The following is a 16,331-nucleotide window of genomic DNA, read 5'->3' on the forward strand; positions in this document are numbered from 1 at the left end:
TTTATATCAATCAGAAACCTTTACAATAGGCGCAGACATAAGAAAACCCTGCCTCCCGGCAGGGTGCCCTCATGGTCATGGTTCAACTGGTCGCGGTCAATGCGCCTGTTGATGGAAATGTAGCGGAAATCATTCCCTGGAATGGCTGCACTACGCTGGCCATGTCTGCTTCTGAAATAAGCTCTTGCTCTGAAGTCGCTTCAAAATGCACTGCTGCTTCACCAGTTGCTGGCGCTTCCTGAATGATTGCAGCGCTTTCTTCCTCATCTTCTTCCTCAGAACCACCACCGCTGAACTGATTCACAATCAATGGAATGATCAATAGGACGATGAGGATTGGAATGATCCACATAAGAGGATTTTTCTTATTGACTGTCTCCCTCTGGATCATTTCCCTGTTCTGGCCTTCGATGTAGACCAGATCTTCTTCTCTTTCACCCTTCATATTCACATCTTTGTCAGAGACGTGTTCGTCTTTTTTATCCACTTGTGATTCCCCCCACATTATATAATTTACTCCATTATACACTTAAATACTGCTTTGGCAAAAGCCTATTTGGTTGCCAATCGATCCAATGCTGTCGAGAAGGCATCGATTGTACGCTCAATATCTTCTGGCGTATGTTTAGTCGAGAGGAACATTCCTTCAAATTGGGAAGGTGGCAGATAGACCCCTTCCTTGAGGAGTTCTTGATAAAGTTCCCTAAACAGGTTCAGATCGCTGGTATTGGCGCTGTCGAAATCCACTACAGGCCCTTCTGTAAGGAAGAATCCAATCATGGATCCGGCGCGGTTTACAGTTATAGGCAGGTCATGTTTGCTGAAGACTTTCTTGAGGCCGGATTCGAGCATGTCGCCCAGTTTATTGAAATGCTCATAACTCTCAGGCGTCAGTTGACGCAATGTTTCCAACCCTGCCGTCATAGCGAGCGGATTGCCTGAAAGCGTCCCTGCCTGATAGATATTACCAACTGGTGCAATGTGTTCCATGATATCGCGGCGTCCGCCATAGGCACCTACCGGGAGGCCCCCGCCAATCACTTTACCGAGGCATGTAAGGTCCGGCTTGATGCCGTAATGACCCTGAGCACTGTTATATCCGACACGGAATCCTGTCATCACTTCATCGAAGATAAGCAGTGTCCCATTCTCTTCTGTAAGTTCACGCACAAATTTCAAATAGCCATCTTTTGGAGGCACTACCCCCATATTACCGGCTACCGGCTCCATGATGACCGCTGCAATGTCGTCACCGAACTTGTCAAAAGCGATCTTTAAGCTCTCTTCATCATTGTACGGGACCGTAACTGTATTCTTTGCCGTCCCTTCCGGCACACCTGGGGAATCAGGCAAACCTAATGTAGCCACACCACTCCCTGCTTTAATCAGGAGGGAATCACTATGTCCGTGGTAGCAGCCTTCAAATTTAAGTATTTTATTTCTGCCGGTAAACCCCCGTGCCAACCGTAGGGCAGCCAGAGTCGCTTCTGTACCTGATGACACCATGCGGAGCATTTCTACTGACGGTACCCTTTCTATGACCAGTTCGGCCAACTCGTTTTCAAGGCGGGTAGGTGCACCGAAACTTGTGCCTTTTTGGGCTGCTGCTGTAAGTGCATCGACGACCTTCCTATCGCTGTGACCTAGAATAAGTGGTCCGAAACTTAAAACATAATCGATGTATTCGTTGCCGTCCACATCATATGTCCTGGCACCTTCTGCCCGATCGATGAATAAAGGATCCATACCAACCGATTTGAATGCTCTTACTGGACTATTGACTCCTCCAGGCATGAGTTCCTTTGCTGTCTGATAAAGTTCCTGTGACTTTTCATACATTCCTATTCCATCCCTTCATCAAGCATTCTGCAAATATCTTTTGCAAAATAAGTAATTATCATATCTGCCCCCGCGCGTTTCATTGAAATCATCTGTTCCATGATAACTGCTTCATCAAGAAGACCCATATCTACTGCCGTGCGCGTCATTGCATATTCCCCACTCACATTATAGGCGACCACTGGCACATCACTGCGATCACGTACATCCCTGATGATGTCAAGGTAGGAAAGTGCAGGTTTGACGATCATCATATCGCAGCCTTCTTCGAGGTCACTTGACAGCTCGCGGTGGGCTTCAAGACGATTTGCAGGGTCCATCTGATATGTTCTTCGATCACCGAATGATGGTGTGGAGTCTGCTGCATCCCTGAATGGTCCATAAAATTTAGAAGCATATTTGATGCCATAGCTCATGATTGGAATATGGCTGAATCCATTATCATCAAGTCCCTTACGGATTTCAGTAACAAATCCATCCATCATATTACTTGGAGCAATTATATCAGCACCTGCCCTCGCCTGAGACACTGCGGTCCTTACAAGAAGCGGTAATGTGCTGTCATTGTCGACATCCTGCGTATCAGGGTCTATCAGACCACAATGGCCATGGTCGGTATACTCACAGAGGCAAGTATCAAGTATGACAAGGATTTCCGGGTGCAATCTTTTCGATATTCGGCATGCTTCCTGTACCACGCCATTATCGTCATAGGCACCGTGTCCCTCGGCATCTTTCTCTTTCGGGATGCCAAAGAAAATTACAGACTTTATCCCTGCTTTTTTGACAGCGTCTAGTTCCTCCTCAAGAAGATTCAAGGAAATCTGGAAAACGCCTTTCATTGAAGGCACTTCTTCACGTATATCATCTTTTTCCACTACAAAAATAGGATAGATGAGATCCTCTTTCGTTATTTTCGTTTCGCGGACCATATCGCGCATGAATGCAGAACTTCTTAAACGCCGATGTCTATCAAAATTCATCTCTAGCTCTCCAATCGATTCTATTTTCTAGAAGGTTCATAATACTTTCCATTGTTGCTTTTTCAGGCTGCATTGGTTCTATACCAAATTCCATCAGTGCCGTCGCCGTAACGTGGCCGATTGCAATGGCCAATACGCCGTCCAGTTCAAAAGCAGAGAAATGCTCCTGAAACGCCCTGACACCTGACGGACTCAAAAAAATGACAGCAAAAAGATCTTTTTTCAGAAGCACTCTCATGTCCTTGAGCGATTTGTCGTTCTCTACCGGATGATAAAGGAAATGCCTATCGACTTGGCAACCTGCCTTCAGGAGATGCTTATAGATCAGCGGACGGGCATTTTTACTGACCGGATACAGGAGACGTTCTCCTTTTTTTGCTTCAAATTCAGCCATGAACCCTTCTTGGGTATATTCAGTGGGCTCAAAATCAACATGATAGCCCCGTTCTTCCAGTGCTTCGCTTGTTTTTCTGCCGATTGTGGCAATTTTTTTCCAATCCACTCTGTCGATATAGGGCATAAAGAATTCGACCGCATTTGGACTGGTCAGAAGGAGCCAGTCATATGTTTCTTCAAACACAGATTCATCCAGTGCGAAAGGTTCGACAGTAATGAGCGGCAGATGGACAAGTTCCATCAGATCAGAATGGACTGTAGGTGTCCTGCTTTGGGTCGTGACAACGATGGGCTTATAGTGATTCATTGATCCGATCGATGATATCCTTGGCTCCCATGCGTTCCATCTCATCTGCGACGATATTTCCGAGTGCCTCTGGGTCTTCATGGGATTTTTTGACGATATACTGTTCACTGCCGTCTTCAGGCATGATGAGGCCAGTCAAATAAAGTTCTCCATCCTCATATGAAGCATGCCCCCCGATAGGCACTTGGCAACTGCCATCCATTCTTCTCAAAAATGCCCGTTCTGCAGATGTGCAGATTGCATCTTCCTTTGAATGGACACTCTGTAGTATTTCAATCAATTCATGGTCGTCTGAGCGGCATTCAATTCCCAAGGCCCCCTGGGCAATCGCTGGGATGAACTCTTCTGGATCGAAGTATTCCGCTACGATATCATCTGACCATCCCATGCGCTTCAGTCCGGCTGCAGCCAGGATGATGGCATCATATTTACCGTCCTTCATCTTTTGGATGCGGGTATCGATGTTGCCTCGTACCCAGTCTACCTTGATGTCGTCTCGCATCGACAACAGTTGTGCACCCCTTCTGAGACTGCTCGTCCCTACCACACTGCCACTCGGCAGATCCTTAAACAGTATATTATCGTTCGACAGGAAAGCATCACGCATATCTTCTCGTTTAGGGACACATGCAATCGTGAATCCCTCAGGCATCACACTTGGCACATCTTTCAGGCTATGTATAGCCATATCGATCTCTCTATTCATCATGGCATCTTCGATTTCTTTGACGAACAGGCCCTTCCCTCCTACTTTTGAAAGTTGGACATCAACAATCCTGTCGCCTTTTGTCACAATTTCCTTTATCTCAATTTCCATGTCTGGGTAATGTCTCTTCAGCTGTTCGATAAATTGTTTGGATTGTGTCATAGCAAGGCCGCTCCGTCTGGAGCCAACGATAAATTTTCTCATGCTCTCTCTCCTTTAGTAATTCCAGAAATGAAAACTGGAAAGCTGTGTTATAAACAAATAATTCATCATACAAATAATAAATATTATGATGTTCGCTACTGCAAACTTATAGATGTTGCGCGTCAACCTCAAATAGGAAAGAAGACCCCCATAAAGTATGAGCACAATCAATGTACCAAGGACTTTAAGATCCGTCAGAATATCTGTACCGAATATATATAATCCCCATTGGATACCGAGGAATATACCTATCAATATAAACAAAAATCCAAGTATTGCTGTTCGGATCATCATTTTCTTGGCCGTCTCTACACTAAAAAGTGAGAAGAAGAGACGGTTGAAACGCTTCTTTTTAAGATTATCATATTGGATGATATAAATGCCGGCATGAAGGACCGAAATAAAGAACATGACGTAGGACAACAATGACAAAACGACATGGATCACGAGCAGATCATTCATGATGGCAGATACTTCCGTCACTTCATCATATGTCACGGGTGCGAATGTATACAATGAGAGCAGCAAAAAAGCAGTGAAGATATAAATTGCAAATGCGATTTCCGAATCACTGCGTTTATATTGCACGATTCCGATGATGACAAGTAGCATTGAAAGTACATATATCCCTTCAAAAACCGTCTGTATCGGCAAACGTCCTAGGGACAGGCCGATTTGCACAAAGGAAAATATATGAAAGATCGCCCCTGCCCCGACAAGATAAAACGAAACCTTTCTGGCCTGCCGATTTCTGAAAAACAAATCGTAGCTCAGCACAGAAAGGCTTAAAAAATATAATAGAAGTATAAACTCATGACTGCGGAACATCATATCCATATGGTTTCCACCTATCTAATCACTTGCGAGTGCCTGTTTTCTGGCCAGACGTTTCTCATGTTGCTTTTCTTTTTCCTGACGAGTTATCATTTCCACCTCTTCTTCGATGCCGAAGAGCTGTTTGATTTCTGCGAGCTTTTCGGTCGATTTCCTGTCACCCGATATCTCTTTTGTATAGGTGATTGGTTCTCGCAACATCTGATTGATGATACTCTTCATATGCTTTGAAATAACGGCACGTTCACGATCGCTCATTTCAGGTATTTTCCGTTCAACACTCTGCAATGTTTCTTCCTGTATGCCAAGTGCTTTAGTACGGAGCGCCTGTATTACTGGAACGACGCCAAGCATGTTGATCCATTCGTTGAATTGATCCATACTCTCAGCTATCATGCCTTCAATCTTATTTGCTTCCTGTTGTCTAGTCGACAAGTTGGCATCCACCAGTCCTTGTAGATCATCAACATTATACATATATATATTGTCCATATTACCCACTGTTGGTTCGATGTCACGTGGCATGGCGATATCCATCATTATAAGCGGACTGCCTTTACGTCCGCCTGTTATAGCGGCGACCGTCTCTTCAGTGATTACATATCCCCGAGCTGCGGTACTTGAAATGACTATATCAGCATTTTTCAGTTCATCCTCGAGCATTTCGAGAGTTGCACTGCGGCCATTGAACCTTTCTGCAAGCTGTTGCGCCTTGTCAATAGAGCGGTTGACCACAGTGACATCCTTGATGCCGTTGGAAGTCAGGTTCAACAGCGATTGCTCCGCCATCTCCCCTGCCCCGATGATAAGAACCTTACTGTCGCTGACACGTGAAAATATCTTCTTGGCGAGTTCTACCGCAGCATACGATGTTGAAATCGCATTTTTGGAGATATCTGTCTCATTATGTCCCCTTTTTGCCACTGTAATCGCTTCTTTAAACAGTTTATTGAATATGGTGCCAGTAGTATGTTCTTCCTGGGCAATCATGAAGGCTTCCCTGATCTGACCAAGTATCTGCGTTTCGCCCAACACCATGGAATCGAGGCCTGATGCTACCCGGTACAGGTGCTCTATCGCCTCATCACCGATTTTGACGTCAGTAATCTTCTTGATGGTATCAAGTTCCAGGTTGAACCAGTCTGCCAAAAACATCTGTGTATAGTATTTGCCTGTATGCACTTGATCACTGACTACATATACTTCCGTCCTGTTACATGTAGAAAGAAGCACAGCTTCCAATACACTTTTTTGTTCCCGCAATGAGTGGAGCGCGTGAATGACATCTTCATCTTCGAAGGCCACTGCCTCACGTTCTTCAACACTCGCTTTTCTATAATTTAGGCTCAATGCGATGACATGCATGTGATTTGCCTCCCTATACTATTGTGGCTATGTCTGAGCCACTATCAATACTTATTATTTTAACAGAAAGTGTTTCCTTAATCCATCGCATAGGATTAATTATAGTAATTATAAATAAGAAACTTTTGTGAACTTCTAGATGTATTCCGAAATGGCGTCCATCACTGGTGACACATTTTTTTTATCTATAGAAGAAAATGGAATCATGACATCCTCTTCTTCCAAATCAATCGTTTCCCTCACTGATTTCAGATGCTTCTGGAGTTTGCTCTTTGGAATTTTATCCATTTTAGTGCATATCAGAATGACTGGGATTTCGAAGTGCTTCAAGTAGTCATACATCAATATATCGTCCTCTGTCGGTTTATGCCTTAGGTCGACAAGTTGGATGACTGCAGATAGCTCCTCACGCTCTGCAAGATAACTCTCAATCATCTGTCCCCATTTCTCACGCGCTGTCTTGGATTGCTTCGCATAGCCGTAGCCAGGCACATCGACAAATATGAATTGATCGTCCATATTATAAAAATTCAATGTTTGGGTTTTACCTGGTTTAGATGAAGTCCTCGCAAAATTCTTTCGCCCTGCAATTGCATTGATGAATGAAGATTTACCGACATTCGAGCGTCCGCTTAACGCAATTTCTTTCAGACCGGTGGCGGGATATTGTGCTTTCTCAACGGCGGATATTAGTATATCTATATTATTTGGATTGATCTTCACTATAATGCTCCTCTCAGAAAAAAAAGCTGCCACAGATTTGGACAGCTTTTTTTGTATTATGCACTTTTACGGTTCAATTCGATCTTTTCGTTATTCTCATCAAAGAGCAACGGATCTGCTTCTTCTTCTATAGTCGCTCGTGTAATTTTAACTTTGCGGATCTCATCATTGGACGGTACGTTGAACATGATATCGACCATGCGTTCCTCTATGATTGACCGGAGTCCACGGGCTCCGGTCTTTCTTTCGATGGCAAGCTCACTTATTGCATTCAATGCATCTTCTTCGAATTCAAGCTCGACATCATCAATCTGGAGCATTTTTTCATACTGTTTGACTAGCGCGTTCTTCGGCTCAGTCAAGATTGATTTAAGTGCTTCAACATCAAGTTCTTCAAGGTGGCTGATGATCGGAACACGACCGATGAATTCTGGAATCAGGCCGTAGCTCTGAAGATCATCAGGGCGTACTTTGGACATCAACTCATCTTTGTCATTCGCTTTGTCTGAAGCACCGCCGAACCCAATGACTTTTTCACCTATACGGCGTTTGATGATTTCATCCATACCATCAAAGGCACCACCGAGCACGAACAGGATGTTCTTAGTATCAATCTGGATTGATTCCTGATTTGGATGCTTGCGTCCACCTTGTGGCGGTACGCTTGCTGTCGTTCCTTCAAGGATTTTCAGCAAGGCTTGCTGCACACCTTCACCTGAAACATCGCGGGTAATGGAGGTGTTTTCCCCTTTACGTGCAATCTTGTCAATTTCATCTACATAGATGATGCCTTGTTCTGCCCGCTCGACATCGAAATCCGCCGCTTGAATTAGGCGCAGCAAAATATTTTCAACGTCGTCACCGACATAACCTGCTTCAGTCAGGCTTGTGGCATCAGCAATGGCGAAAGGCACATTCAGTGTGCGTGCCAATGTTTGGGCCAACAGTGTTTTACCACTGCCTGTCGGGCCAATCAGCGCGATATTACTTTTAGAGATCTCTACACCATCTTCTTCGTTCTGGTTGATTCTCTTATAGTGGTTATATACAGCTACACTCAAAGCACGTTTGGCATTATCCTGTCCAATGACATAATCATTCAGCGCTTCCAATATTTCCTGCGGTTTTGGTACTTCTGTAATGACTTCGGTCTTTTCTGACTTCAGTTCTTCTTCGATGATTTCATGACAGAGTTCTATACATTCATTACAGATATAGACGCCGCTGCCTGCAATGAGTTTCTTGACCTGCTCCTGATCTTTTCCACAGAAGGAACAAGTCAGATTCGTATCGTCCTCATTAAATTTGAACATATTCAACACCTCTTTTTTCATTCTTGTAAAATATACTAGAAAACTTAAGCGAAATCAAATATCCGGTTTTAGGCCCCATAATACAGCGAGCCCCGCAACTTTATGCTGCAGAGCTCACCCTTATAATCTTTTGATTCTATTTCTGTTTACGGTTATCTACAAGTACATCGATTGCTTTTTGTACTTTAAGGTCATCTTTAAGCATTGATAGATCACCAAGAGTGGACTTGATGTCTTCTACGCTGATGCCGAACTGTTCACTCATCTTTTCGAGCTCCTTGTCCATGTCTGCTTCTTCAACTTCGATGTTTTCATCGATGGAAATCTGTTTTAGGACAAGGTTCGTGCGTACACGCTTCTCTGCATCATCTTTCATCTGCTCGCGCAAGGCGTCCTCATCCTGACCAGAAAGCTGCTGGTACATTTCCATGTTGATGCCTTGTTGTGAAAGACGCTGCTCAAATTCTTGGAGCATGCGGTCTGTTTCTGTCTTGACCATTGCTTCAGGCACATCGATTTCAGCATTTTCAGATGCTTGTTCGATGAGCTGTTCCTTCATAGTTACGTCAGCTTCGTTCTCTTTGGCTTCTTTGAGGTCTTTTTCAAGTTTCTCCTTCAAAGCGTCGACCGTTTCTACATCCTGGTCAAGCTCTTTGACGAGTTCATCATCAAGCTCTGGGATTTCTTTAGATTTGATGCTGTTTATTTTAACTTTGAAGACCGCTTCTTTACCAGCAAGTTCCTCTGCATGGTACTCTTCAGGGAAAGTGACGTTGACATCTTTTTCCTCTTCTAGGGACATGCCCACTACTTGCTCTTCAAAGCCAGGGATGAAGCTGCCTGAACCGACTTCGAGTTCATAGCCGTCTGCTTTGCCGCCTTCAAACTGCTCACCATCAACGTAGCCATCGAAATCAAGGTTTACGACATCTCCGTTTTCAACCGAGCCTTCTTCTTTAACGACCATGTCAGCATGTGCTTCAAGCATATTATCGATTTCTTTTTGGACATCTTCGTCAGAAACTTCAGTATCAAGTTCTTCTGCTTCCAGGCCTTTATATTCACCGAGCTTGACTTCTGGTTCAACAGTGACTTTAGCACTGAAGACGAGGTCCTGTCCTTTTTCCATCTGCTCTACATCGACTTCCGGCTGATCGACCGGATTGATGTCCGCTTCTTGAACTGCCTCTGTATATGCTTTAGGAAGCAGTATATCCAATGCATCCTGATAAAGGGATTCTACACCAAAACGTTTCTCGAACATTTGACGCGGTACTTTACCTTTCCTGAATCCAGGCATGCTCACTTCTTTGGATACTTTTTTAAATGCTTCATCGAGAGCACCGTCTACTTCTTTTGCTGGTACAGTAACTGTAAGAATGCCTTCGTTACCCTCTTGTTTTTCCCACTTCTGAGTCATAATCATATTCCTCCGTTAGTCCATAATTTCAATTAACCAGTATAGTATAACATATCACTTTTTTATATCCAACATTTGATTTGTTCAATCGGACGGTGACATAAGGCGTTCGATTGAACGTACCCACTCGAGGACCTCAGGTGTGGGTTCGATGCCACTGTCCACGTTCACCATCCTGAGTAGCTCATGCAGATAGGCGTCTGCCAGATTTTCATGATCATAAGGCAAGTCGAGTGGATAGATGCCTATTATATGTGCGATCAACATCGAATCGGCTGCTTCAGCGAACTCAGGCATCCTGTCTTCTAAGTGTTCCAGCACATCGTTGCGTACTTTGACATACATTTCCGTCTCTTCGATATCAGGAAGTAGCGCTGGTATGACCTCTTCTTCTGACCCCATCTTGTGGAACCGCACCGCCTGGTTCTCCCCACACATCTTCAAGTACAGTAACATGAATGTAATGGTTTCGGGGTTCTTTTCCGACGTAATCACGTTCATGATGAGCATACTGTAACTTTTATCCCCGGCGTCCATAAGATGTTTCAAAAAATCCAGTCTGGCATGCAATGGCATCTCATGGAAACTTTCTTCATCCATATCCTGGTACGTTTCATCATATGATTCCTCGGGCTGCACATCTTTATCATCCAATGCTTTTTTAGCTTTGTGACGCAAAGCGGCGACCTCTATGCGGAATTCCTGGGGAAGTTCTTCCTGCATGATCTGATCTGAGAATTCTATCACTTCGTAATATCTGCCTTGACTGAGCAGAGCTTCCAGGAGATTCTTCATGTGCAGATCGTAATTTCCAAATCCTTCGTTCATCTGGATCAAGGAATAATCGATGATATCATCATATTGACCCTTATCACCGAGTGATTTGTAGAAATACTCGGTAAGAGCCGTACTTGCTGGGTGATGACGCTCGTACTCCTTAAAGCGCATAATGAAGCCCCGGGCGTCTCCTTGTTCATATAGGACATGCAGATCCTGCTCCATCTTTTTTTGAAAACGTCTATGTGACAGGATATTATTGTCCATAAGCATCCCTGATGATCAGTTCACTCCACGATTCGTATGGCTTCATTTTTGGGAGGAGACTCCTGTCTTTCCATACCAGTTCCAGAGTATCCTCTTCCCTGGCATGTACTTTGTCCTTATCCACTTCAACTTTGAAGACGACGCCGATGTGCCCTCTTCCGACTTCATCCTCGTCATCATTGATCAGGCCCATGACTTCTATACCCTCAAGCGCGTCTTCTTGGAGTCCGACTTCTTCCTCCAGTTCACGTGCTGCGTTGATGAATAATTTTTCATTGATGGCCCCGGTCTCTGGCACATCATTCATATGGCCACCCACTCCAATGGACAGGAGACCATGCAGACGGTCTTCGCCCCCGCCTTCAAGGCGCTTATAAACCAATGTCTCCTCCCCCGCAGTGATGACTGCGTAGCTGATTAGTTGCTTATAGGTAGGATCTTCTTCCATATCACCGCGTCGCTTCACTTTATAGTCATTGAATGCAGATAATATACGGGCATATCTCGGGTCTTCTTTGCTGATGAACCCATTGAATGCATCAGCTTCATCTTTGAAGACCTGTTGCCTTGGTACGACGAGGATCTGTTCATCGAATTTACTCATCATGGACCTTCCTCTCCTTATTTACATTTATTTTATATTTCGTCCGTTAATTTGTAAAATAAAAATACCCTTCAATAATATGAAGGGTATGGACGTCCCAGGAGGGATTCGAACCCCCGACCTACAGCTTAGGAGGCTGTCGCTCTATCCTACTGAGCTACTGGGACAAAATATGATAAAAAAAGAAAAACCCCAGAGCGGGGTTTTTTAGCATCCTGGGAGGGATTCGAACCCCCGACCGATGGCTTAGAAGGCCATTGCTCTATCCGACTGAGCTACCAGGACTTAATCAGACAAGTACCATTATAATCAATCGTGCCGACAAAAGTCAAACTTATTTTTAAAACTATTGATGTTTTATTACACAATCAAAGCAGACTTTTCCAATCCTCATATTCCGCTTTCAACTGGCGGTACATTATGCAGTCATGAAAATGGTCATATAGGTATTCGTACTCTTTCATGACACCCTCTTTAACGAACCCGAGTGATTCGGGCAACGCCCGGCTACGGTAATTGAAGACGCCACATATGATTTCTATCCGGTTCAAGTCGAACACTTCAAACCCATATTGGATGAGGGTCTCGACAGAACGGCTCACTATTCCTTTACCTTCCGCTTCCTTCACTATCCAATAGCCTATTTGACCCCTTTGGCTCATGGAAAAGATTTCATTATATCCACACATCCCTACGAAGCTGCCGCGATAAAAAATCCCGAGCTGCATACCGCTGCCCTCATCTATCGCATTTTGCCACATCTGAATGATTTCTATGTAATCGGCTGAGTTTGTCATATAATCGACCCAAGAGAGCCACTTTCTCAAGTGCCCTCTGTTCTCATCTATTGCTTTATAGACCACTTCATTCTCTTTTGGAGTTAGGGCCCTCAATTCTATTTCAGAATCTACGGTGATGATCATCTCTCTGCACTCCCTTGTATAACGACTTCATTTCGTGGATTTAACAATCTTGCTGCGCACATCCGGGTCTATTGTGCATGATTTCCCTCTATTTACTCGATGGCGGTTGGCGGCAACCAATTTGTACAATGCATTTCTCCAGCATATGGGGATGACCTTCATTAATTTGACCGGTTTAAAACCTGTCGTGTCTGCGAGTACTTCAATCACTGCATCCGAATATATATAGATGTCATCAGAATAATAAATAAGCGAGTCGACTTCTTCCGGCATGATGGTATCCAATGTTTTAATCGATTGAAATCGAATTTTATCTTTCCGGTCCAGACTGGTGATAATTTTTGCAAATCGGTTGCAGATGATGCAATCATCATCGAAATAAAGAATGTTCATAACCAACGCTCCCCGCTGACGGTTCTTTTATTTAAAACTTCGGTATACAACAGTACGATAATCAATCTGCCCGCCCACCAGAGCCTTATAGATTGCCAAGATCTGTTCCCTTCAATACTTTATGGTCACGTCCAAGGAATGTCACGACATCATTATCTGTATCTAAAATGGCATAGGATTCAGGCATTTCCCCTTTTGAAAGTGATATGCTGCCAGGATTGATGCAATAGACACCATTTATTTTTTCAGCTTTTGCAATATGGGAATGTCCATAAAAAGCATAACTGGCACCATACTCACGTGCTCGTGACGCAAGCTTACCACGATCCTTCTTTATACCGTAATAATGTCCATGTGTATAGAAAACCCCGGATGCTTCATCGTACCCTTCTACAGGATAACGGGAATCCGTATCGACATTTCCGCCAACACGTTTGAAGTGGCGCATTTCCGTATCATCATATTCAAACTCGCTGTCTCCAAGATGAATGTTCAAACTACCGCTGTTACTGCCGAATGCATCATATACGATATTTTTTTCTCCATGATTATCACTTACAATCAATATCTTCATTTATCTGCACCTCCGTCATAGTTCAACAAAATCTCGAATGCTGAAGCATCATGCTTCAATTTCTCCAAAGCCTTTCTTCTATGACTTATTTCCCCTTTTTGTTCTGTGCTAATCATCCCTAGGTACTCACCCTGCAGTGTCTTAAATAGAGGGTCATAACCAAAACCACCCTGCCCGGCGGGTGATTCCAATATCTCCCCGTGCAGTTGTCCAACATAGCTCCTCGTATCCTTGCCAGGGATCGCCAATGCAATGACACAGACGAATCTTGCCGCGCGGTCTTCAACACCCGTCAGGGTTGTCAGCAATTTACGGTTATTATCTTCATCGCTCGCCCCTATGCCTGCATACCTTGCAGAATATACACCGGGGTCTCCATCAAGGGCATCGACGCATAGACCCGAGTCATCACTGATGACTGGCAGACCAAGTGCTTTTGAGGCTGATTCAGCCTTCAGTACAGCATTCCCCTCAAATGTATCTTCTGTCTCCTCCACCTCAAAGTCGGGGAGCAGTTCCTTAATGCCGATCACTTCCACATCTGAAAATATTGTTTTGAAGTCCCTGATCTTCCCTTTGTTGCCTGTAGCTATAACAATCTTCATTGAGTCTCCTCCTCAAGTGTAATCTGTTCAATTTCATAATCGAGGAAAGGCATCCAATCCTTCAGAATATATTCGAAACGCTCTGTCTTGCCATTGACGATCATAGTATAGGTCGGTTCAGATTGTGATATCGCGTGTGCCTTAAGCGCGGTGAGTATTGAACTCGCTTCGCGCGCTGTCTCGTGCCCCGAGTCGATCACTTTCTTTCTACCGGAAAAATAATCATATATCTCATCCGCCAACAATGGATAATGTGTACAGCTGAGGATGATTGTGTCTGCTTTGGAGCTGTGTAGATGCTTCAATGTCTGATGAAGGACAACTCGTACCACAATCTTATCTTTATAGCGCAGTTCCTCGACTAGAGGGACCAGTTTCGGACAAGCCGTGCTCTCCACATTGAATTTACGGTTGATGCGCTGGATGGCTTCAGGGTAGGCACCAGAGTCGACTGTACCATTCGTTGCAAGAACAATGACATTCTGGTTATTGCTGCTTTGGATGGCACTGCGCGCACCGGGCCCGATCACACCGACCACCGGAATCGTGTATCTCTCCCTTAGTATGTCGAGAGCAGCTGCTGTAGCCGTGTTGCAGGCTACTATAAGCATTTTTATGCCACGCGCCACAAGGACGTCTGCGACTTCTATTGTGTATCTTCTGACCTGGTCCATCGGCCTATCACCGTAAGGACATCTGTTCAAGTCCCCAAGATATATAATGGATTCATTCGGCAACTGCCTGATGACCTCCCTTACTACTGTAAGACCCCCGACACCAGAATCCATCACTCCAATCGGCCTATCCATCACTTCTTCGTTCGCTTTCATCGAGTATTGATTCAAGGACATCAGGCAGCATGCTCTTCTCGTCCTCCGTCAGATGTGAAGTTATATCAGAGATATAGGATATCCGTTTATTGATGACTTCTTTTATGACTTCCCGTCCTTTGTCCTGCATGAGAACCAGAACGATACGTTTATCCTTTTCATATTTCTGTCTTTTGACGAACGCACCATTCTCAAGCTTATCCACGATATCAGTTGTCGTTGAATGCGCCAAATACAATCTGTTTGACAACTCACCTATGGTAATGCCGACCTTATCATCCACCCACTGAAGTGCCACGAACTGCAGTGGTGAAATCTCATACTCTTTAAGTATTTCCCTGCCGTGGCTTTTTACATGAACCGATATGTATCTGATTGATTTTTCTATGGAGATGATTGCTTCCTTATCACTCATTATCCACAGTCCTTCCCACTGATTTATTTCATTATATCGTAGTTGAAAATAAAAAAATAGGAAGAGCACTGCTCCTCCTATTTCAAAATTATTCTACTTCATGGTCGCTTCCGAAGAAGGATTTGAACATATGGAAGTTTGTTTCCCGTTGCATCGCTGCAATTGAGGTAGTCAATGGAATGCCTTTCGGGCATGCTTTGACACAGTTTTGCGCCATGCCGCACTCGGCAACTCCGCCTACGCCCATCAATGCATCCAGGCGCTCATTTTTGTTCATGCTCCCTGTCGGGTGGAGGTTGAACAATCTGACTTGGCTGATTGGGGCAGCACCCATGAATTGGGAACTGTCATTGACGTTAGGACATACTTCCAGGCATACGCCACATGTCATACATTTTGAAAGTTCATACGCAGTCTGACGTTTCTTTTCAGGCATACGTGGTCCAGGACCAAGATCATATGTTCCATCGATCGGTACCCAAGCCTTGACACGTTTCAGGCTATCGAACATGAATGACCGATCGACCTGCAAGTCTTTGACAACCGGGAATGTGGACATTGGTTCAAGCTTGATGGGTTGATCCAACTGATCGACCAATGCAGTACAAGATTGGCGTGCACCACCATTGATGACCATTGAACAGGCCCCACATACTTCTTCAAGACAGTTCATATCCCAAGTGACAGGAGTAGTACGCTCACCTTTAATATTAACAGGGTTCCGCTGGATTTCCATCAGAGCGCTTATGACGTTCATATTCTCACGGTAAGGTACTTCAAACTCTTCCCAATAGGATTGGGATTCTTTGTTTTCTTGACGTTTTATTGAAAATTTTATCTTTTTCTCACTCAT

Annotated in this window: 19 protein-coding genes and 2 tRNA genes; all 21 read right to left on the minus strand. The window is 44.3% G+C overall.

From position 1 onward, the window contains the following. Nucleotides 1-82 precede the first annotated feature (82 nt). Nucleotides 83-487 (minus strand): hypothetical protein, encoded by a 405-nt coding sequence (locus ACZ43I_RS06710; protein WP_344702772.1) that lies wholly within the window; start codon nucleotides 485-487, stop codon nucleotides 83-85. Nucleotides 488-552: 65 nt separating this feature from the next. Then, complete coding sequence (gene hemL, locus ACZ43I_RS06715; RefSeq protein WP_425568365.1) at nucleotides 553-1,839, minus strand: glutamate-1-semialdehyde 2,1-aminomutase; 1,287 nt, start codon at nucleotides 1,837-1,839, stop codon at nucleotides 553-555. A gap of 2 nt (nucleotides 1,840-1,841) precedes the next feature. Next, nucleotides 1,842-2,822, minus strand: coding sequence for a porphobilinogen synthase (gene hemB / locus ACZ43I_RS06720; protein WP_344702770.1), 981 nt, complete (start codon nucleotides 2,820-2,822; stop codon nucleotides 1,842-1,844). Beyond that, entirely contained in the window at nucleotides 2,812-3,525 is a 714-nt protein-coding gene (locus tag ACZ43I_RS06725; RefSeq protein WP_344702768.1) for a uroporphyrinogen-III synthase, read from the minus strand. Before ACZ43I_RS06725 ends, hemB begins: the two co-directional genes overlap by 11 nt. Continuing rightward, entirely contained in the window at nucleotides 3,512-4,435 is a 924-nt protein-coding gene (gene hemC / locus ACZ43I_RS06730) for a hydroxymethylbilane synthase (protein WP_344702766.1), read from the minus strand. Before hemC ends, ACZ43I_RS06725 begins: the two co-directional genes overlap by 14 nt. 12 nt (nucleotides 4,436-4,447) lie before the next feature. Next, entirely contained in the window at nucleotides 4,448-5,272 is an 825-nt protein-coding gene (ccsA, locus tag ACZ43I_RS06735; protein WP_344702764.1) for a cytochrome c biogenesis protein CcsA, read from the minus strand. 15 nt (nucleotides 5,273-5,287) lie between these two features. After that, a complete protein-coding gene (hemA, locus tag ACZ43I_RS06740; RefSeq protein WP_344702762.1) occupies nucleotides 5,288-6,634 on the minus strand; it encodes a glutamyl-tRNA reductase in 1,347 nt (448 codons plus the stop codon). A gap of 135 nt (nucleotides 6,635-6,769) precedes the next feature. Then, a complete protein-coding gene (gene yihA / locus ACZ43I_RS06745; RefSeq protein ID WP_344702760.1) occupies nucleotides 6,770-7,357 on the minus strand; it encodes a ribosome biogenesis GTP-binding protein YihA/YsxC in 588 nt (195 codons plus the stop codon). A gap of 56 nt (nucleotides 7,358-7,413) precedes the next feature. Further along, nucleotides 7,414-8,670, minus strand: a complete 1,257-nt coding sequence (gene clpX / locus ACZ43I_RS06750; protein ID WP_344702758.1) for an ATP-dependent Clp protease ATP-binding subunit ClpX — start codon at nucleotides 8,668-8,670, stop codon at nucleotides 7,414-7,416. A 136-nt stretch (nucleotides 8,671-8,806) separates the two neighbouring features. Then, nucleotides 8,807-10,090 carry a trigger factor gene (tig, locus tag ACZ43I_RS06755; RefSeq protein ID WP_344702756.1) on the minus strand — a complete coding sequence of 428 codons (1,284 nt, stop codon included), beginning with the start codon at nucleotides 10,088-10,090 and terminating at the stop codon, nucleotides 8,807-8,809. Between the two features lie 84 nt (nucleotides 10,091-10,174). Beyond that, a complete protein-coding gene (locus ACZ43I_RS06760) occupies nucleotides 10,175-11,134 on the minus strand; it encodes a hypothetical protein (RefSeq protein ID WP_344702754.1) in 960 nt (319 codons plus the stop codon). Then, nucleotides 11,124-11,738: an NUDIX domain-containing protein gene (locus tag ACZ43I_RS06765; protein WP_344702817.1), complete on the minus strand. Its 615-nt coding sequence runs from the start codon at nucleotides 11,736-11,738 to the stop codon at nucleotides 11,124-11,126. Before ACZ43I_RS06765 ends, ACZ43I_RS06760 begins: the two co-directional genes overlap by 11 nt. A gap of 93 nt (nucleotides 11,739-11,831) precedes the next feature. Next, nucleotides 11,832-11,905 (minus strand) — tRNA-Arg (locus tag ACZ43I_RS06770). A gap of 44 nt (nucleotides 11,906-11,949) precedes the next feature. Then, nucleotides 11,950-12,023: transfer RNA gene (locus ACZ43I_RS06775), tRNA-Arg, on the minus strand. An 83-nt stretch (nucleotides 12,024-12,106) separates the two neighbouring features. Continuing rightward, nucleotides 12,107-12,661 (minus strand): GNAT family N-acetyltransferase, encoded by a 555-nt coding sequence (locus tag ACZ43I_RS06780; RefSeq protein WP_344702752.1) that lies wholly within the window; start codon nucleotides 12,659-12,661, stop codon nucleotides 12,107-12,109. Nucleotides 12,662-12,688: 27 nt separating this feature from the next. Further along, nucleotides 12,689-13,054: a thiol-disulfide oxidoreductase DCC family protein gene (locus tag ACZ43I_RS06785; RefSeq protein WP_344702750.1), complete on the minus strand. Its 366-nt coding sequence runs from the start codon at nucleotides 13,052-13,054 to the stop codon at nucleotides 12,689-12,691. Nucleotides 13,055-13,139: 85 nt separating this feature from the next. Then, complete coding sequence (locus tag ACZ43I_RS06790; protein ID WP_344702748.1) at nucleotides 13,140-13,628, minus strand: metallophosphoesterase; 489 nt, start codon at nucleotides 13,626-13,628, stop codon at nucleotides 13,140-13,142. Continuing rightward, nucleotides 13,625-14,233, minus strand: coding sequence for an XTP/dITP diphosphatase (locus tag ACZ43I_RS06795; RefSeq protein WP_344702746.1), 609 nt, complete (start codon nucleotides 14,231-14,233; stop codon nucleotides 13,625-13,627). The genes ACZ43I_RS06790 and ACZ43I_RS06795 overlap by 4 nt, the downstream gene beginning before the upstream one ends. Continuing rightward, nucleotides 14,230-15,042, minus strand: coding sequence for a glutamate racemase (gene racE, locus ACZ43I_RS06800; protein ID WP_344702816.1), 813 nt, complete (start codon nucleotides 15,040-15,042; stop codon nucleotides 14,230-14,232). Before racE ends, ACZ43I_RS06795 begins: the two co-directional genes overlap by 4 nt. Next, on the minus strand, nucleotides 15,035-15,478 hold the full coding sequence (locus ACZ43I_RS06805) for a MarR family winged helix-turn-helix transcriptional regulator (protein WP_344702743.1): 444 nt from the start codon (nucleotides 15,476-15,478) through the stop codon (nucleotides 15,035-15,037). The genes racE and ACZ43I_RS06805 overlap by 8 nt, the downstream gene beginning before the upstream one ends. An 88-nt stretch (nucleotides 15,479-15,566) precedes the next feature. Continuing rightward, entirely contained in the window at nucleotides 15,567-16,331 is a 765-nt protein-coding gene (sdhB, locus tag ACZ43I_RS06810; protein ID WP_344702741.1) for a succinate dehydrogenase iron-sulfur subunit, read from the minus strand.

The organism is Salinicoccus jeotgali, assembly GCF_055379195.1.